The organism is Shewanella scandinavica (genome assembly GCF_031932065.1).
GTDB classification, from domain to species: domain Bacteria; phylum Pseudomonadota; class Gammaproteobacteria; order Enterobacterales; family Shewanellaceae; genus Shewanella; species Shewanella baltica.
The window spans coordinates 41867-60993 of record NZ_JAUOES010000014.1 but is presented as its reverse complement, the minus strand read 5'-3'; the positions used below and the strand labels follow the sequence as shown (position 1 = coordinate 60993).

The following is a 19127-nucleotide window of genomic DNA, read 5'->3' as shown; positions in this document are numbered from 1 at the left end:
TGCTAACGTTTAAAATGCTCGACTAACCATAACTTTAAATCAGCCAGCTTCATCGGCTTAGCAAAAAGATATCCTTGTAAAAAATGCACTTGGCGACTGGTTAAATAATCCGCCTGCTCCTGCGTCTCAACCCCCTCTGCCACCACGACATAATTCATCTTATGGGAAAGTTCAATAATAGTATCGAGCACATGGGAAGTGACAGAATCTTGCCCTATGGTATCGATAAAGCATTTATCAATTTTCAAGTAGTCCAACGGCATGGTTTGTAACAAAGATAAGGTTGTTTGCCCAGTACCAAAATCATCGATGGCCACTAGAATCCCCAACTGGCGTAAGCTTTCAATGCGCTGGCAAATATCCGGCGTTAATAATTGCCGTTCGGTGATTTCAATTAAAGGCTTAACGCCAATGCGTTCCAGTGAATCCCGCAGATGAATAAATTTCGACTCAATATCATCCTGCGTAAAGTGTTCTGGCGCCACGTTAAACGCAATTCTAAAACCCGGTTCGACCTCGATATCGGCAAAATCTTTTAATGCCCGCTCAAAAATATAGTTAGTCAATGGGACGATTAACTTGCCCTCTTCGGCGATGGGTATAAACAAATCAGGCCGCACTAAGCCCATTTGCGGATGCTGCCAACGCACTAATGCTTCAACGCCTTTAGCCTTACCGTCCTCGGCACAAATCACTGGCTGATAAACTAAGAAAAACTCTTCGTTTTCTATCCCACTGCGAATATCATCGGCGAGGGAATGACGAGTGACCCTTGAATAGAGCACAAATAGGATAGTCCCCGTAATCAAGCCTATACTAACGGGCAAAGAGATGGCCAAAAATATCCAAAAGAAATGCCAGAAAAAAGCAGGTGACATTTCTAGTAACACTGAAAAATTGTGCTTATCAGAATCGAGCGTCATCACCTCATTTTTCATAAATCCGAGTGACTCTGGAATCGTTTTACCATTGATTGCTAAAGCAACATTCACAACAGCGCTAGGGAACACATCGGGCTGTACAAAGGAATCTACTAAATATTTCCCTTCAATAATCACAGCGGCGCCGTGCTGAGATATCGGTTCCCAGTTTGATGCCACTATCGCTGGCACCTCAGGCATAAAAGGCGTGCCGCCAATAATAAACTGGTTAGGTATTTCAAGATTTTCAGTGGCACTGACTATGCCTAAAGGTACGTCAATATCACCTGTTTTAGATGAGCAATAAACACTTTGTGAATCAAATATTAAAGCAGAGCGGAAGTAAGGTTGGAACAACATATAGTTGTATAACTCATGGCACTCAGAATCCTTCAATGCCAATGCATAATGGCTGATTTCATCGGCATGAGAGATTAAAGTATCAATGTGACCAACATAAATCGCCCCCACACCTTTGACCTTATCTTCCACATAATACTACTTGCGATAACAGCAATCCCAATGGGGAACAATATCACTGCCAGCCATTGCCACAATGGCAAATTTAATTTTGCTATTTTTCTTCGCATAGTTCTCTGTTTTGTTCCTTAACTCGCACAGCACTCGGTTAAAAATGGTATCAAAATCTAAGCTGCAAGACGTGTATATGTTTGTATCTCAGTTCATGTCAGCTTGATATAAACAGGCTAAATCGCATTTTATTCTAGTATAAAAAATCGACATGGTATCAATGAGTTTGAAACTATTCCCACATCACCAAAATAGCGGCGATAGCGATAAGCACTAATCCAAGCATATCTTTTATCTTCACTTTTTCCTTCAGCCAAAAGGTGGCAATCAAGATCATAAAGAAGACTTCAACTTGGCCTAAGGTTTTAACATAAGGCACAGCCTGCAGCGACATAGCACTAAACCAGCCGATAGAACCTAAACAACTGGCGGTACTGGTGAGTAAGGTAAGCTTAGGTCGCCGCCATAACGCGGCCAGTGTGGATTTATCCTTAAGTAACAGATAACTGACTAACACTAAGGTCTGTAGACTAATCACGAATAACAGCACCCAAGCGGCGCTATGGGGGAAACCGATATTCAAACACAAACTCGCCTCCCGCACCCAGAGCGATGTCAGCGCAAACGAAGTTCCACAGGCTAAACCAATCAATACCGTATTGAGCGACAGACTGCGAAGACCTTGTTTGGCACTCAACAGAAAAATCGCCACACCACCCAGTAATACACCCGACCAACCTAATGGTGATAAATGAGTGCCAAAAAACACTGTGCCTAATATCGCCGCAACCACAGCTTCACTCTTAGCCAGCCCAGCCCCAATGGCAAAATTCTGTTGCTTAAACAGTTTCACCATCAAACCCGTCGCGAGGATTTGCATCGCCGATGCACCTAAGATAAAAACGATAAAACGGCCGCTAAAATCGGGGATACCGACATCCTGCCAAAGATATAAACCCGCCAGATACACGGCAGCAATAGGCCCTGCCCAAATAAAACGCGCTAAGGTCACGCCCGCAACACTCACCTCTTTACTCAGTTGGCTTTGAAACGCATTACGCCAAGCCTGCATAAATGCCGCCAGCAAAGTTAATAAGATCCACATGTAGGTATTCCATAAAGAATGAGGTCGGCAATAGAGACGAGAGTAAGGCAAACCTCATCATAAAACATTCATGTTTCAGATAGCCATGGGGTGATGGCAGTCTAATTGTTTCTGCTGAAAAACAAAGCCCCGAACGAGTCGGGGCTTTGAGATTTAATCACTAAGTCACTAATTCATTAAGTCTTAGCTTGCGATTACTTGCTGGTATCTATGGGATCGAAAGACTTAACCAAATCATCGATTGCTTTCATCTGCTTCAGATAATTTTCTAACTGATGCAAAGGCAGCGCACATGGGCCGTCGCACTTAGCGTTATCAGGATCGGGATGGGCTTCTATGAATAGACCCGCTAAACCTAGCGCCATACCGCTGCGCGCTAACTCGGTCGCTTGAGCACGACGCCCGCCCGCAGAATCGGCACGGCCACCAGGGCGCTGCAGCGCATGGGTCGCATCGAAAATGACAGGGTAACCAGATTGTTTCATCTCATCCATGCCCAACATATCAACGACTAAGTTGTTATAGCCGAAGCTTGAACCACGTTCACACAGGATGATCTCGTCATTACCCGCTTCGTTAAACTTAGTGATGATGTGGCGCATTTCGTGCGGCGCTAAAAACTGTGGCTTTTTCACGTTAATGATAGCGCCAGTTTTTGCCATAGCGACAACCAGATCAGTCTGACGGGCCAAGAATGCTGGCAACTGAATGATATCAACCACTTCAGCAACAGGTGCACACTGGTGCACTTCATGCACGTCAGTGATCAAAGGTAAGTTAAAGGTCTTTTTGATTTCTTCAAAAATCTTCAAACCTTCTTCCATACCTGGGCCACGGTAAGAGTTGATTGAAGAGCGATTCGCCTTATCAAAGGACGCCTTAAACACATAAGGAATACCCAGTTTTTGGGTCACTTCGGCGTAGGTTTCAGCAATCGACATAGCAAGATCGCGAGACTCAAGCACGTTCATGCCACCAAACAACACGAAAGGTTTATCGTTAGCAATCTCGATTGAACCTAGGTTTATGATTTTATTACTCATCGCAACTTCTCTCTAAAATGCTGGAACCTTTCCCAGCGATGAACTGAATATAGGGCTAAGGCCGTTATGCCGCAACTGCTTGTAAAAGCTGGCCACAGAGCCACGCCATGTAAGTCCCTAACGCATAACCAAATACGGCTAACAGCACGCCAACAGGCGCTAAAGCGGGGTGGAATGCCGCAGCAACGACAGGGGCAGATGCTGCACCGCCGACGTTCGCTTGGCTACCCACGGCCATGTAAAACAGCGGAGCTTTGATCAACTTAGCCACCAATAACATAAAGCCGGCGTGCACTAACATCCAAATAATGCCCACTAAAAAGTACAGAGGCGTGTCGAGCACTTTACTCACATCCATGTGCAGACCAATCGTCGCCACTAAGATGTAAAGGAAGGCCGACGCCACTTTCGATGCCCCCGCCGCCTCTAAATGGCGCACTGGGCTGAAGGACATAGCCAAACCAATGGTTGTGACTATCACCACTAACCAGAAAAACTTAGAGGTTAAGCTGTAATCTTCGGTCCAAGGGTAGTTCGCTTCAAAAAATGGCCCAAGGAAATCGGCGGCCATATGGGCGATACCTGTGATACCAAAGCCAACGGCGACAATCAGCATAAGATCGCGCAGATTAGGAATGCGTGCATTTTCAGCGTGATACTTTTCAACTTTATCTTTTAACGCTTCAATTGCTGAGGTATCGGCACCCGTTCTCGCATCAATCTCTTTCGCCTTTGAGGCCATAAATAACAATACGGCCATCCAGATATTGGCGACAATCACATCGACTGTCACCATCACAGAGAAAATATTGCCACCTACCGCATAGATTTCTTTCATCGCCGCTTGGTTTGCGCCGCCGCCAATCCAGCTTCCGGCTAAGGTCGTCATGCCGCGCCAAACCGCATCAGGACCATCAACTCCAATTAAAGAGGGCTCGATGATCGACACTAACAGCAAGGCAATCGGGCCACCGATAACAATACCGACAGTGCCGGTTAAAAACATGATTAAGGCTTTCGGCCCTAAACTTAAAATAGCTTTTAAATCAACGCTTAAAATTAATAAGACTAAACACGCTGGCAGTAAATAACGTGACGCCACAAAATACAGTTGTGAAGTATTACCGTCGATCACCCCAAAGGTATTCAATAAAGAGGGCAAGAAATAACACAATAAAAGGGCGGGAATGAAACGATAAAACTTCTGCCAAAAAGGATGACTACTGCTACTGGTATAAAATACAAAACCTAGAATTGTCGCGAGTATCCCTAACGCCGTGGCATCGTTCGTCACTAAAGCCGTGCTTGTCATGCTAATTTCTCCCTGTTAATACAGTTATTATTTTATTTTTATTAGAGACTTAACCTTTAAGTCCCTGGGTCAAACTTCCATCTGCCCAGTGTTATTATTTTTGCTGATTGGATTGAACCGTTGATAAATAAGAAGAGCCCCGAAAGGCTCTGCTTTAATGGTAAATCTCGGCATGCTCGTTTAATTCTTTGAGCTGCATCTTCACGATTTCGATCACGGGATCGTGGGGGCTGTTATCGACAAAATGCTGCAAATCAGCAGCTGCCACATTGATACAACCCAGCTGCTGCGCGATAAAAGCTCGCTCTCGATTGAGGTGCACATCATCGCTATGCCATTGCAACAGCAGACTGCAACATTCCATCGCCGCCTCAAATTGATGCGACACAATACAACCGGCTTTTAGCTCATGCAGCATACGCGTCAGCAGTTTTTTCACCGTTGCAGGTTTTAAATAACTCGCCTTAAGCTCGGCCGCATTGCCTAACTCGCCGCGCACTAACACATGCAACTGGTGACGGCTGAGCTCCTTGCCCGTCAAAGGGTCCAGATAACTCACTTCGCCGGCAATCTTGCAACGCAGCACAGTATTACCAGGTAGTAATATCGGTTCAAGCTCAAGATCTAACTGCTTCGCCAGTAACATCAAGACAGTTGCCAGCGTAGTGCTATTGCCTTGGCGGCTAATTAAGCAAGTGCCTAAATCCGCCGCCTCAGTACTGAAGTAATTATCGCGGACACAAAAGCCTAAATCATCGTAAAACCAATGCAACAGCGCATTAAAACGCTGTTGTTGGTCAACCAAGTAATGACTTAATACGGCTCCCGCCATTTCAAACCAAGCCCATTTAGCAGCTTCTAGTTTAGAAAATCCAAGGTGCGCACCTACATCCAATGCCGACTCGGGCAATGAAATGCCATCTTGCAGAGTGTAGTTACCCATTAACCCAATAATACCGCTTGTTTAAAATGAGCCAATTTAGCAGCATAAACCAACCAGCCTATCGCCCCTAAGTAAGCAAACACTTTGAACAACTTGTTTCTGTTCGCCTTTATGGCAATGGCGCCTAGGACAATGTAAGCAACTACAGCACCGATTTTTTCGGTCATCCAAGGATCGACAAAAGGAAATTGCTGGATCATAAAACACAGGGTTAAGCCCGACAGCAGTAAGAAAGTGTCGATAACATGGGGCGCTATCTTGAGCAGTTTCTTCTCCATCAAAGCCGATTGGCGCAGATGCAGAACAAAGCGCACGGTAAGCAGCAACACGCTTAACGCGATAAAGGTAAAATGCAGATGTTTAACCGCAGGATATAGACTGTAAAAAGTTTCCATTACGATACTTATGGCCAGTGACAAAGGCGCTAGTTTACCCTAATCCGTGACGGCATACCAATGCCTATCAGCCTGATAGTCAGAGCTAACAACATAAAAAATCAAACGAGAATAGACGATGAATTTAAGCTTAATTAACGATGAATCAACCGAGTTCGCCGATGCCATAAAACAAAAAATCATCGAGTTTAACCAAGCCCAATGGCAAGGGCTTAGCCGTAAAAATCTCGGCCTCAAATTACAAGATACCGAAGGTAAACTGTTAGCGGGGATAAGCGGCAAAACCTTCGGCAATTGGTTGTTAATTGAGTATCTGTGGGTCGATGGTACCCTAAGACACCAAAAAATCGGCACGCGCTTGCTATTAGAAGCAGAAAGCCAAGCAAAAGCGCGCGGCTGCCAATTTGCCCTGCTCGATACCTTAGATTTTCAAGCTAAGCCCTTCTATGAGCGCCACGGCTATCGCGTACAATGGATACAACAAGCCTACCCAGAAACCGGCAGTAAATTCTTTATGGTAAAAGCGTTGTGATGTTTGAGGTTGGCGATTTTAACCTTACATCTGCTTAAACTGACTCTTTAGAAAACAAAAACGCCATTGGCAATAACCAATGGCGTTCGATAAATCGGTATAACAGGGTAAATACCTTCACTTAAAGCAACGCGTTATTCTGCCCATTTACCCATAGTGCATCTGTCATTGCTGCCAAAGTCTCGCACTGTGGCGACATTTTCATAGCCCAGTTCAATAAGTTTAGCCCTGAGTTTTACCGCCTGTTCAAAACCATGTTCCAGCAGAATATAGCCATTAGGCTTTAAGTAATCTCGGGCAGTGTTGGCAATATAGTAAAGATCGGCAAAGCCTTCCTCGGCGGCGGTTAACGCACTTTGGGGCTCGAAACGCACATCACCTTGGTGCAAATGTTCGTCTGCTTCATCAATATAAGGTGGGTTTGAGACGATTAAATCAAAGTCACGCGACTTTACCGCGCTAAACCAATCGCTTTGAAGAATGTCGACCTGCGGCAGCTTTAAATTCTCACGGTTCGCGATAGCCAAAGCCACGGCATCATCGACTTTATCGACCGCCGTGATTTGCCATGACTCACGCTCAGACGCTAACGCCAACGCAATAGCCCCAGTGCCAGTACCTAAGTCGAGCACTTTGGCATAGGTTGAAAGCGGCAGGTTCAAAGCGGTTTCGACCAGAATTTCCGTGTCAGGACGCGGGATCAAAGTCGTGTCGTTAACGATAAAAGGCAGCGACCAAAATTCACGCTCACCAACAATATGTGCCACAGGCACGCCCTTTTGACGTTTCTGTACCATTTGCTGGAAACGTTTCCACTGCTCAACCGTCAGGGATTTTTCAGGCCAAGTATACAAATAGCTGCGGCTTTTATTGAGGCAATATAACAGCAAAACCTCTGCATCCAGATGAGCGGATTCAGAGGTTGATGCTAACTGCACATAAGCCCATTGCAGGGCTTCGGCTATGCTAGATTGATCTGACAAAACTACCCCTGCTCGTCAGCCAGTGCGGCTAACTGGTCAGCTTGATGCTCTTGCATCAGAGGCAATAAAATAGCATCGAGATCGCCTTCCATCACTTCGTTCAAGCGATATAAAGTCAAGTTGATGCGGTGTTCGCTCACGCGGCCTTGCGGGAAGTTGTAAGTACGTACACGTTCGGAGCGATCACCACTGGCAACCAGACTACGACGGGTCGATTCTTCGGCGCTACGGCGTTTTTCGTCTTCAACAGCTTGAATACGTGCGGCCAGAACACTCATGGCTTGGGCACGGTTCTTATGTTGCGAACGTTGATCTTGGCATTCCACCACTATCCCTGTTGGAATGTGGGTAATACGAATGGCAGAATCAGTTTTGTTAACGTGCTGACCACCCGCACCCGATGAACGGAAAGTATCAACTTTCAGATCGGCAGGATTGATTGAAATCGCTTCCGCTTCAGGCACTTCATGCAGTACAACCACAGTCACCGCTGAAGTATGCACACGACCTTGGGATTCGGTTTCTGGCACACGTTGTACGCGGTGACCGCCGGATTCAAACTTAAGTTTGCCGTATACGCCTTCACCGCTCACCTTCATGATCACTTCTTTAAAGCCACCATGTTCGCCTTCGTTACAGCTCATGATTTCGATCTGCCAGCGATTCGCTTCAGCATAACGGCTGTACATACGGAACAAATCGCCCGCGAAAATCGCGGCTTCATCACCGCCTGCACCTGCGCGGATCTCAACGAAGGCGTTTTTATCGTCGTCGGGATCTTTTGGCAGTAAAAGAATTTGCAGTTCATCTTCAAGATGCTCGAGTTTGGCCTTAGCGGCTTTCATCTCTTCCTGCGCCATTTCGCGCATTTCTGCATCGTCTTCTTCCAGCATTTCTTTGGCAGAATCGAGATCAGCCTGCGCTTGCTGATAGGCTTTAAAGCCAGCAACAACGTCTTCTAACTGGGCATATTCTTTCGATAACGCACGAAACCTGTCTTGATCAGAAATGACGCTAGCATCACCCAGCAAAGCCATGACTTCTTCATTGCGCTCGAGCAAGCCTTCCAGCTTGCGGATAACGGATTCCTTCATTTAACTCGCTAACCTTAGTTTTTATCTAATCCAAGCGCTGATCTTAACTGACCGAGAGTATTCAAATCGCCCTGACGACTCGCTGCCGTGAGGGCCTGTGTCGGTGCGTGGATAAGTTTATTAGTCAGGCGATTGGCTAGTTCAATCAATACCTGCTCAGTGTCTGAGCCCTGGGCTAATTTATTCAGGGCGCGTTCCACTAACTCATCTTTTACCGCCATGCTCTGGCTGCGATACTCGCGAATACTGTCGACCGACTCTAAAGAACGGATCCAATCCATAAATAGGAAAGATTGTTCTTCAGTAATTACTTCAGCTTGCTCGGCGGCTTCTTTTCGAGAAGCCATATTCTGTTCAATAATGCTATGCAGGTCGTCCACTGTATACAGAAACGCGTCATCCAAATCGGCGACTTCCGGCTCAATATCCCGGGGAACTGCTATATCAACCAATAACATAGGTTGATGGCGACGCTGCTTTAGCGCTTTTTCGACCATGCCTTTACCTAAGATAGGCAGAGGGCTGGCGGTAGAGGATATCACGATATCGGCTTTTGGGAGATAATCTGGTATCTGTGCCAGTGTAATTGCTGTTGCGCCAAACTCCTCGCACATGCCTTGAGCACGTTCTAACGTCCGGTTTGCCACCACCATTGAAGCCACGCCGTTGTCTTTAAGATGCTTCGCAACCAGCTCTATGGTTTCACCTGCGCCAATCAATAGCACTTTCGTGGTCGATATGGATGAGAAAATATGTTTCGCCATGCTAACAGCCGCAAATGCCACAGAAACTGCGGCAGCGCCAATTTCAGTGTCGGTGCGAACTTTCTTGGCAACTGAAAAAGTATTCTGAAAGAGTCTATCTATGGTTAGCGCAACCGTTCCAGCCTCTTTGGCCTTAACAAACGCTTGCTTAACTTGACCGAGAATTTGCGGCTCACCCAAGATCAACGAATCGAGCCCAGAAGCCACACGCATCAAATGCCTGACGGCATCTTGACCATGATAATTATAGAGACAAGGGGCGACGTCCTTATGATCAAGGCCGTGATATTCTTCAAGCCACGCAATAATGTCGGCCTCATCGCCGTTGTTGCAATACAACTCAGTGCGATTACAGGTCGAGACAATAACGGCTTCACCTGAGCGTGTACGACTGGCCAGACTCTTCATAGCGTCATGAATTTTGTCCGGAGAGAAGGCAACTTTCTCACGCAGGTCTACCGTGGCTGTTTTATGGTTAATACCGATTGCTACAAGGCTCATCTGACTCTTTCTAGATTCTTGGCGACTCTCTTAATAAGGGCATTCTACTGAATTGGCCCAACTAAAAACAGAATACGCTTAACAAAACCGAATAAAGGTCTAACTTCTTACCTAAATTTTCTATCAATAATAGGTAAGGCAAAATTTGTCCCAAGGGAGCAAATCTAAGTGACCGCCGATGGAAATTTTACGTTTGGCATTGGTATTCTTTCCAAGCCCTCGTATCATAAGGACTTTGGTATATCAGTCATAGATGAATAATTTGAAGCGCCTCACAAAAACCATTTTCTCTTGTTTTACCTTAAGCGCCCTACTCTTGCTGGCGGGGTGTGAAACCTTGCCGCCGATGACTGACCTAAGCCCAATCACAGTCACCGATGCGCGCCAAGCAACAGCTTGGGAATTGCAGGGTAAACTGGCGATAAAAACCCCTGACGATAAGCTCAGCGCGAATATCTACTGGCGCCACAGTGAAGATCGCGATGAGCTGACACTCACCACTATGCTGGGTACGACTGTGTTGACGCTTAACTCAACCCCGAACTCGGCCCATTTGCATATCGATGGCAAAGACTTTCGCGATGATAACGCCCAGCGTTTACTCGAGCGCGTCAGCGGTTGGTCCATCCCCTTGGCCGATTTACCTTTGTGGATCACAGGCCAAATTGGCCCCAACGATGAGATCGTCGAACGCGATAGCCAAGGTAAACCTAAACAGCTCACCAATACTCAAACCCCGCCACCTTGGCAGGTCGCATTTTTAAGTTGGCAATCCCAGAGCGGCGCCAACGTGCCCCATCAATTAAAGCTTGAACGTGGCGATTTACAACTCAAACTACAGCTGAATCAATGGCAAGCTCTTGGCAAGCCCGCGATCTTAGTCGGAGAACAACCTTAACATGCCCGCTGCAATTTCCCGCAATTGGCCTGCGCCAGCCAAGCTCAACTTGTTTTTACACATTAATGGCCGCCGCGCCGACGGTTACCACGAACTGCAAACCTTGTTTCAGTTTATCGATTGCTGCGACATGCTCGATTTTAAGGTCACTGAAACCCCTGAACTGATTTTGCACTCCAATATGTCGGGCGTTGTCGCTGACAGCGATAACTTAATTCTGCGAGCCGCAAAATCATTACAGCAAACCACGGGCTTTAACGGTGGCGCTGAGATCTGGCTGGATAAACGGCTGCCCATGGGCGGCGGTTTAGGCGGCGGCTCGTCCGATGCTGCGACCACATTAGTGGCATTGAACAAGTTATGGCATACCCAATTATCGACCGAAGAATTGGCTAAAATCGGCCTTAAATTGGGTGCCGATATTCCTGTTTTTATTCATGGTTTCGCCGCTTTTGCCGAAGGTGTGGGTGAACGCTTGCAAGCAGTAAATCCGAGTGAGCCTTGGTACTTAGTCATAGCACCCGATGCCCATGTTTCCACCGCCGACGTATTCCAAGATCCACTTTTACCGCGTGATACCCCGAAACTGGCCATAGATACCTTAATGAGCCAACCTTGGGCAAATGATTGTCAAAAACTAGTCGTTTCTAAATACCCTCAAGTTGCCAAGGCATTAGGCTGGCTGCTAGAATATGCGCCGTCGAGAATGACAGGAACAGGCGCATGCGTGTTCGGGGAATTCACACAACAGCAACAAGCTCTCGCAGCCTTGGCGAAATTACCGTCTGAAATGCAAGGATTTGTTGCACAAGGGATGAATCTTTCGCCGCTCATCACGCGACTCAGTCACCCTTAAACTACTTTCTTCTAGGGTAACCACTTAACGATAACGCCTCGGGTTCCTCCCGTCCCTATATCGTCGTTACTCTAGCCACTAAAATATAAAGCAAACGCCTGAGGTTCATACAGTGCCCGACATCAAGCTCTTTGCTGGGAACGCCACCCCCAGTCTCGCTAAAAAGATAGCCGATCGTCTATTTTGCAAACTCGGAGACGCAGTGGTTGGTCGTTTCAGCGATGGTGAAATCAGTGTCCAAATTAACGAAAATGTACGTGGGGCCGATGTGTTCATCATCCAATCCACTTGCGCGCCGACAAACGACAACCTGATGGAACTCATCGTGATGGTTGACGCGCTGCGCCGTGCATCTGCTGGCCGTATAACAGCCGTTATTCCTTACTTTGGTTATGCTCGTCAAGACCGTCGCGTTCGTAGCGCCCGTGTACCTATTACTGCAAAAGTCGTTGCCGATTTCCTGTCTAGCGTGGGTGTTGACCGCGTTCTGACCTGTGACCTGCACGCTGAGCAAATCCAAGGTTTCTTCGACGTTCCTGTTGATAACGTATTCGGTAGCCCAGTGCTGCTAGAAGATATGTTAGCGAAGAACTTAGATAATCCAGTCGTTGTTTCTCCAGACATCGGTGGTGTTGTTCGCGCTCGCGCAGTAGCAAAACTGTTGGATGATTCTGATTTAGCGATCATTGATAAACGTCGCCCACAAGCAAACGTTGCTCAAGTTATGCACATCATTGGTGATGTTCAAGGTCGTGACTGCATTATCGTTGACGATATGATCGACACAGGCGGCACTCTGTGTAAAGCGGCTGAAGCCTTAAAAGAACATGGTGCGAACCGCGTATTTGCTTACGCAACTCACCCAGTGTTCTCTGGCAAAGCGGCTGAAAATATCGCTAACTCAGTGATTGATGAAGTGATTGTGACTGACACTGTTCCTTTAAGCCCAGAAATGTTGAAAGTGGCTAAAGTGACTCAGTTAACTATGTCTGCGGTACTGGCTGAGGCAATTCGTCGCGTAAGCAACGAAGAGTCTATTTCTGCCATGTTCCGTCACTAATAGTTACGTCGCTAATAGTTCAGTCACTAACAGTTCCGTTACTGAACGTTCTGACTAATCTGAGTGGTTCCTATGTACAGTGTGCTGTTTTAACGAATCACTAAGCTTGCAGAGCTAATCACTCAGACATAAAAACGCACTCCTCGGAGTGCGTTTTTGTTAGTGTATTTTCTAAGCTAGCTTCTGCTCATTAGATTAGAGTTGGCTTTTAAATATTAAATTTTAAAATTACTGACCGCACGGAATAAGAATTCAGCCTGCGCTTTCAGCTCATCCGATGCCGACGCATTGGCATCTGCCGCATGGGAGGATTCTTCGGCGATATCGCGGATCACCACCACGTTCTTATTCACTTCGGCCGCCACCATGCTTTGTTCTTCAATCGCCGCAGCAATTTGAGTACTCATATCCATGATATTACGCACATCTGTATTGATAAGCTTAAGTAAGGCACCAGCACTTGCCGCTTGCTCCGCGCTCTCAACACCTTGTTTTTGGCTCGATTCCATCAATTGTACAATCGAGCGAGTCCGCGTCTGTAAGGTCTGAATAATGTTCGCAATCTCTTGGGTTGACGATTGTGTCCGCATCGCTAAGTTACGCACTTCATCGGCAACCACTGCAAAACCACGGCCCTGTTCACCTGCACGTGCAGCTTCAATCGCGGCATTCAAGGCTAAAAGGTTAGTTTGCTCAGCAATGCCGCGGATCACATCTAACACGCTACCGATAGTCTCACTGTCACGCTCCAATTCACCGATGACCGCAGCAGAGCTATTGAGCTGCTCAGCAAGCGACTGAATTTTATGAATAGTTTGCTCAACTTCTAATTGACCGCTTTGCGCATTATCATGCGTCTTACCCGCTTTTAACGCCGCTAACTCAGTAGTTTTAGCAATTTCGTCAATGGTTGCGCCCATTTCTGTTATCGCCGTTGCAACCATATCGGTCTCATTGAGCTGTTGGCCCACGCCTTCAGAGGCAAGCATGGCATTTTCAGATACGCGCTTACAGGAAGTGTTAATCGTCGCGACCGACTCTATCACTTGCTCAATCAATTGCTGGAAGCTAGTCACCATACTATTGAAATGCTGCGCAATTTCGCCAAGTTCGTCTTGCGTTGATGCATCGCATCTCAAGGTCAGATCTTTACTCACTTCGATACGAGAAATGATCTGCGTGATACGCTCAACCGGTGCAATAATACTGCGGATAATCAAATAGGTAATGATAGATAACAGCAATGCGATAAAGATAAACACCGCAATACCGACATTAACGCTGCTGCTCTCAGCATCATCAATTGCCTTAAGCGCTAAGTTATGTAGGTCATTCGCGCTACTTTCAATTCGTAGGTTAGCAGCGACAAGACGCGCCATAGTGCCATCTTTTTCGGTCAAACCGAGTTGCTGCTCTTTACTGGTTAAGCTGTTGAAATCCTTTTGATATTGAGAAATGAGTTCTTCAATTTTCCTTTGAGTATCAAGATCCAAACTCGAAGCTCGCAGCTTTTCCTTAAACTTACCAATATTGGCATCAAAGGTTTCAACATAACTTAACTCACGACGCAGCATAAAATCCTTTTCGTTACGTCTTAGTTGTAGCATAGCCACTTCGAGTTCAAGTTGATCATATTCCTTCAGCAGCGTTTCAACATTATGCACCGCCGTGCGCAATGTGCCGTACAAACCTGTTTTAGGCGTTAAGCCAATTTCCTGCTGTAGTTGCACCACTTCAGAAAAAGCAGCTTGATACTGATTTAAATTACTGTCAAAACTTTCAAGCGATGCCGTCGACACACCGTAATCTTTAAACACTTTCTCTAAATCGGGGACAATACCGTCGATGGCCATGTGGCTTTGTTTATGTAATTCAACATATTTTAAATCCTTGCGAGCGAAGAAATCCTTTTCGTTTTTACGCAGCATCAATACATCGCGCTCTAACTCAAGCACACTTTGAGCGGCATGCGAGAGCTCCGACTTAACCGAATTTGAATGGAGTTGTAATCCAAACATGGCAACTAATGCCGAAATAGACACAGCTGCGCTGAGTAACAACTTTGAGCGGATTAGCATAGAAAGTCCCCGAATAAATAACCTATCTTAAAAAGATAGCTGCAAATTAAGCCTTTAACAGCGCCAGTGTAGCAATACATGAAAAGTTCATATCAAATACTCTGATAGCTTGTTGATTAAAAGCTCACATATCGAAAGCACCTCATTATTTCTAGCTTAGTTCATCAAGATACTGTCGGCATATTTTACAAAGTAATGCGTGTTAACCTTGGTAACGATACCGTTTAAACGCCGATAAAAACATTACAATACCAATTGGTATAAAATGAATAACTTCATAAACTTAACTGTAAATTTCGCGCGAATTCTACTACAGATTACAAAAATGTTACGCTGAATAATGAATCTTAATAAAATATATTTTTTACGACTCCAAACCTTTTGCGGCATTCAGTGCGTCAAAACTACAACACTTAATAATTATGGCAGGGAATGACAGTGACAGCAGGGATACTCCCACTCAATAGCGCGATGTCTGACTTTGAACTGGCCACCTTAGCCAGCCAAGGAAACAGAACCGCCTTTAAACTGCTGTATCAAAGCCATCACCAACGTATCTATGCCCTATCACTGCGCCTTTGTGGTCATAAAACCATGGCGGAAGAAATTACCCAAGAGTGTTTTATTTTAGTGTGGCAGAAGTTGCCGCAATTTCGAGGTGAGAGTCAGTTTTCCACTTGGTTACACAGTATTTGTGTCAATCAAGCCTTGAGCAGTATGCGTAAACAACAATCATTTTGGGCACGATTTATCCCGCTGGAAAATGAAACTGAACCTATGAGTTCAGATGAAAGTTATAGCGGATTAGACAAGTTGATTTTCAAACTGCCGCAGCGGGCTCGCATAGTCTTCGTACTCTGCGCCATCGAAGGTTATCAACACGATGAAATCGCTGACTTACTTGGCATTGCGGTCGGTACTAGCAAGACCCAATACCATAGAGCTAAGCAACTACTACAGGAGATGCTGTAATGACGTTAACGCCGCTTTCCCGTGAACAACAGCTTGAGCAACTGATCAATAGCGCCCCCAAAGAAATGTCGCCCAGCCATGATCTGTGGCAGGGCATTGAAAAGCGCATGGACAAACCGCTTATGTCGCAAACGCGCCAATCCCAGCACGGCAGACTGTGGGCAATAGCCGCCTCCTTTATCCTTCTGGTGGCATTGGGGTATACCCAGTTACCCTCTTTCAATCCATTAACCACGCAGCAGACAGAGCTTGCTCAGCACTCAGCTATGCCAGCGCAACCAGGGGATGCGGCCTTACAATTATTACTCACTCAAATTGCAGCATCGCACCAAGTGCAAGTGGATAACCTAGAGCAAACAACGAATGCACTAGCTTGGCAGACCAGCAGCTTTAGCGCGCCCGTTGAGCAAGGTTTGGCTGAACTAAGACGGGCGGCAACTCAGATTTACCAAGCTTTACAAGCAAATCCAACCGATAAACAACTTTGGCAACTCTGGCTTTGGGTGCAGCAGCGTGAGCTCGACCTATTACAACAGGGCCAAAAATTACCCATTAAAAACTCGACACAAGGAAACACCCTATGAGTAACCTCAATCTCACTAAAACCAGTCTATTAGTTTCGACACTCTATTTAGGTTTAATGGGCAATGTGTTCGCAGCGCAAAGCGTTGATAAACAGCTCAGTATTGGCAGCGACACCCAATTGCAGATCAAAGTCCAGCGCGGCGATGTGACGATTCAAACCTGGGATAAGAGTGAAGTCAGTGTCACAGGCACACTCGATGAATTGAGTGAAGGTTTTGTGTTCGAGCAACAGGGAAACAGTCTGAATATCGAAGACAAGATGCCTCGCCACTATAATGGCAATAATGACAAGGGCTCGCAGCTCACCATTAAAGTACCAAAAACAGTAAAACTCAATGCAGACACTATTTCAGCGAATCTGCAAGTTGCCGAAGCCCAAGGTGAACTCGATTTAAATACCGTCAGTGGCGATATCAAAGCTAACAACCTCAGTGGTAAACCTGAGTTAAATACCGTCTCTGGCGATATCACAACCAAAGCACTTGATGGGAAAATCAAATTAGAAACCGTATCCGGCACGATTCAAGACACTGACAGCAAAGGGGAAATGAACTATCGCCTCGTTAGTGGCGACTTAAATAGCCAAACTCAGGCAGAAAAAGTCACGGTGGAACAAGTTTCTGGCGAAGTGAATGCTAACTTTAGCCTCGCAAAGGAAATCGTACTCAGAACCGTCAGCGGTGACTCAAAAGTATCACTGGCGAAAAACTTCAACAGAGCCAATTTAGAAAGTGTGAGCGGCGATATCATAGTGACGTTTGCCGATATGCCAGATGCCAGCTTTGACTTAGACGGCGGACCAGGTGGCAAGATCAAAAACACCTTAACCCAAGATGAGCCTAAAAAGCAGAAATACGTGCCACGCGCCGAGTTGTCATTTCAAACAGGCTCTGGCGCAGCAAACGTGAAGATGAATACCATCAGCGGTAATCTGATTTTAAAGAAACAGTAATAATAAAAGCTAGTTAGCACAAATAAAAAATGCCGCCACAAATCAAACTCGGGCGGCATTTTTTATATTAAACTCGTTAGACTGAAGCTATCTCTTCAGCCGTCAAATATCGCCATTCACCCAGCGCTAAGGCGGGATCTAATTCAATTTGGCCTACACTTTCACGGTGCAATCCTTGCACGTGGTTGCCCACCGCAGCAAACATACGCTTCACTTGATGGTACTTACCTTCAGTGATGGTGAGTCGCACTAATTGCGGCTCAATAATCTCCAGCAATGCAGGCTTAGTTAAGCCATCTTCACCGCGCAATTCAACACCAGCGGCAAACACTGCAATCAAGCCAGCATCCACAGGTTCGGCGAGTTGCACTAAATAGCGTTTACCGCATTCTTTCTTCGGTGAGGTGATTTTATGCGACCACTGGCCGTCGGTCGTGATCAGCACTAGCCCTGTGGTATCGGCATCTAAACGACCAGCAATGTGCAAGGTTTCAGGCTTGGGCACATCCACTAAGCTCAATACCGATGGATAGGTTTCATCAATCGTTGAACAAATCGTATCGACCGGTTTGTTGAGCATTAAATAACGTACACCCACTAAGGCGATAGGCTCGCCCTCGAGACAAACACGCATACCTTCAGCCACTTTAAAGCCCGAGTCTTTGACGACTATGCCATCGCAAGTGATATCACCGCGATGCAGGGCTTTTTTCGCTAATGAGCGAGTCAGTGGGGTACTCTCACAGATAAATTTGTCTAAACGCACGTTAATACTCAACTTCAATAAAGAAAACTGCCATATTATGAGGCCGACCACTTCAAAGGGCAAAGAATTGCTGCTCAGCACGCGATGTGTTTCTATCTAAGCCCTTACGTATTGACAACAGTCACCCTAGGGAAAGATAACATGATTGAATTCCAAAAGATGATCACAGGCCAAGAATATGACTGCCTTGCCAGCGAACTATTAAGTTTACGCGCTCAGCAGCAACGGCTAAATCGACAATTAAATCAAATAATTGACCAAGAAAATACAGAATATAGCCAACTCTGTCAGCAGCTCATTCCCCATAAATCTCCAGCCGCAACAATATCTACGCCGATTTTTATCAGTTATGGCGTCAATCTATCCATTGCCGATAAAGTGTTTATCAATGTGAATGTCACCTTGCAGGATAATGCACCTATTTCTATTGGCGAGCAGACTATGGTCGGCCCCAATGCACAATTTTATACCTCGAGTCACCCACTCGATGCCGAGCTGCGTTGCTCAGGTTTAGAAACCGCTAAAGCAATTAAGGTCGGTAAACGGGTATGGATTGGTGGCGGCGCTATCATAATGCCAGGCGTCACTATTGGTGATGACGCCATCATAGGCGCAGGTGCTGTAGTCACAAAAAATGTGGCCGCCAAAACTGTGGTCGCTGGTAACCCCGCGAAGCCGATCAGGCAGCTAATTTGATTGTGTGTAAAAAATGCGAAAGCTAAGTACTCGCTTACCTGAAAAGGCTTGCATACGGTAACTTCGCCGCTAATGGGCTTAAGACTGTAACTGGTAACCTTTAGTTACATATGACTCAAGATAAAACCGCGATAAAAACTG

General features: G+C 46.0%; 18 protein-coding genes and 1 pseudogene. 8 read left to right on the top strand and 11 right to left on the bottom strand.

What is annotated here, in order from left to right; all coding sequences use genetic code 11:
- Positions 1–2: 2 nt before the first annotated feature.
- From Q4Q50_RS13400 to Q4Q50_RS13375, 6 genes and pseudogenes are all read right to left on the bottom strand, one after another.
- Positions 3–1510, bottom strand: a pseudogene (locus Q4Q50_RS13400) (EAL domain-containing protein).
- A gap of 173 nt (positions 1511–1683) precedes the next feature.
- Positions 1684–2556 (bottom strand): DMT family transporter, encoded by an 873-nt coding sequence (locus Q4Q50_RS13395; protein ID WP_311899703.1) that lies wholly within the window; start codon positions 2554–2556, stop codon positions 1684–1686.
- Positions 2557–2750: 194 nt separating this feature from the next.
- Positions 2751–3599 carry a 3-deoxy-8-phosphooctulonate synthase gene (kdsA, locus tag Q4Q50_RS13390; protein ID WP_071938555.1) on the bottom strand — a complete coding sequence of 283 codons (849 nt, stop codon included), beginning with the start codon at positions 3597–3599 and terminating at the stop codon, positions 2751–2753.
- A 64-nt stretch (positions 3600–3663) separates the two neighbouring features.
- Positions 3664–4911, bottom strand: coding sequence for a DUF819 family protein (locus tag Q4Q50_RS13385; protein WP_012090149.1), 1248 nt, complete (start codon positions 4909–4911; stop codon positions 3664–3666).
- 154 nt (positions 4912–5065) lie between these two features.
- Positions 5066–5854: a SirB1 family protein gene (locus Q4Q50_RS13380; RefSeq protein ID WP_311899700.1), complete on the bottom strand. Its 789-nt coding sequence runs from the start codon at positions 5852–5854 to the stop codon at positions 5066–5068.
- Positions 5854–6249, bottom strand: a complete 396-nt coding sequence (locus Q4Q50_RS13375) for a SirB2 family protein (protein ID WP_006080263.1) — start codon at positions 6247–6249, stop codon at positions 5854–5856. Before Q4Q50_RS13375 ends, Q4Q50_RS13380 begins: the two co-directional genes overlap by 1 nt.
- Before the next feature lie 118 nt (positions 6250–6367).
- Between Q4Q50_RS13375 and Q4Q50_RS13370 the strand changes: the two genes are divergently transcribed.
- Positions 6368–6781 (top strand): GNAT family N-acetyltransferase, encoded by a 414-nt coding sequence (locus Q4Q50_RS13370; protein WP_311899699.1) that lies wholly within the window; start codon positions 6368–6370, stop codon positions 6779–6781.
- 134 nt (positions 6782–6915) lie between these two features.
- Here the strand turns inward: Q4Q50_RS13370 and prmC are convergent, their stop codons facing one another.
- From prmC to hemA, 3 genes are read right to left on the bottom strand one after another with little or no spacing between them, the layout of a single operon-like run.
- Positions 6916–7764 (bottom strand): peptide chain release factor N(5)-glutamine methyltransferase, encoded by an 849-nt coding sequence (gene prmC, locus Q4Q50_RS13365; RefSeq protein ID WP_107403806.1) that lies wholly within the window; start codon positions 7762–7764, stop codon positions 6916–6918.
- 2 nt (positions 7765–7766) lie between these two features.
- Positions 7767–8858 (bottom strand): peptide chain release factor 1, encoded by a 1092-nt coding sequence (prfA, locus tag Q4Q50_RS13360; protein WP_012090152.1) that lies wholly within the window; start codon positions 8856–8858, stop codon positions 7767–7769.
- Positions 8859–8872: 14 nt separating this feature from the next.
- Positions 8873–10123 carry a glutamyl-tRNA reductase gene (gene hemA / locus Q4Q50_RS13355; RefSeq protein WP_006084077.1) on the bottom strand — a complete coding sequence of 417 codons (1251 nt, stop codon included), beginning with the start codon at positions 10121–10123 and terminating at the stop codon, positions 8873–8875.
- Between the two features lie 253 nt (positions 10124–10376).
- On the opposite strand from hemA, the gene lolB reads away from it, so the two are divergent.
- From lolB to Q4Q50_RS13340, 3 genes are all read left to right on the top strand, one after another.
- Positions 10377–11021 carry a lipoprotein insertase outer membrane protein LolB gene (gene lolB / locus Q4Q50_RS13350; RefSeq protein WP_311899697.1) on the top strand — a complete coding sequence of 215 codons (645 nt, stop codon included), beginning with the start codon at positions 10377–10379 and terminating at the stop codon, positions 11019–11021.
- Position 11022: 1 nt separating this feature from the next.
- On the top strand, positions 11023–11877 hold the full coding sequence (gene ispE / locus Q4Q50_RS13345) for a 4-(cytidine 5'-diphospho)-2-C-methyl-D-erythritol kinase (protein ID WP_006080256.1): 855 nt from the start codon (positions 11023–11025) through the stop codon (positions 11875–11877).
- Between the two features lie 112 nt (positions 11878–11989).
- Positions 11990–12937, top strand: a complete 948-nt coding sequence (locus Q4Q50_RS13340; protein ID WP_006080255.1) for a ribose-phosphate pyrophosphokinase — start codon at positions 11990–11992, stop codon at positions 12935–12937.
- A gap of 215 nt (positions 12938–13152) precedes the next feature.
- Here the strand turns inward: Q4Q50_RS13340 and Q4Q50_RS13335 are convergent, their stop codons facing one another.
- Positions 13153–15015: a methyl-accepting chemotaxis protein gene (locus tag Q4Q50_RS13335; protein ID WP_311899695.1), complete on the bottom strand. Its 1863-nt coding sequence runs from the start codon at positions 15013–15015 to the stop codon at positions 13153–13155.
- Between the two features lie 438 nt (positions 15016–15453).
- Here Q4Q50_RS13335 and Q4Q50_RS13330 point away from each other — a divergent pair, with 438 nt between their 5' ends.
- The 3 genes from Q4Q50_RS13330 to Q4Q50_RS13320 are packed head-to-tail and all read left to right on the top strand — an operon-like array spanning position 15454 to position 17524.
- Positions 15454–15987, top strand: coding sequence for an RNA polymerase sigma factor (locus Q4Q50_RS13330; RefSeq protein WP_311899757.1), 534 nt, complete (start codon positions 15454–15456; stop codon positions 15985–15987).
- Complete coding sequence (locus Q4Q50_RS13325) at positions 15987–16571, top strand: anti-sigma factor (protein ID WP_311899694.1); 585 nt, start codon at positions 15987–15989, stop codon at positions 16569–16571. Before Q4Q50_RS13330 ends, Q4Q50_RS13325 begins: the two co-directional genes overlap by 1 nt.
- Complete coding sequence (locus Q4Q50_RS13320) at positions 16568–17524, top strand: DUF4097 family beta strand repeat-containing protein (protein ID WP_300479191.1); 957 nt, start codon at positions 16568–16570, stop codon at positions 17522–17524. The genes Q4Q50_RS13325 and Q4Q50_RS13320 overlap by 4 nt, the downstream gene beginning before the upstream one ends.
- Positions 17525–17600: 76 nt before the next feature.
- Here Q4Q50_RS13320 and rsuA read toward each other — a convergent pair whose 3' ends face one another.
- Positions 17601–18353 (bottom strand): 16S rRNA pseudouridine(516) synthase RsuA, encoded by a 753-nt coding sequence (gene rsuA, locus Q4Q50_RS13315; RefSeq protein ID WP_311899756.1) that lies wholly within the window; start codon positions 18351–18353, stop codon positions 17601–17603.
- 78 nt (positions 18354–18431) lie between these two features.
- On the opposite strand from rsuA, the gene Q4Q50_RS13310 reads away from it, so the two are divergent.
- The gene (locus Q4Q50_RS13310) at positions 18432–18986 is read left to right on the top strand and encodes a sugar O-acetyltransferase (protein WP_311899692.1); all 555 of its coding nucleotides are present in this window, start codon (positions 18432–18434) and stop codon (positions 18984–18986) included.
- Positions 18987–19127 lie beyond the last annotated feature (141 nt).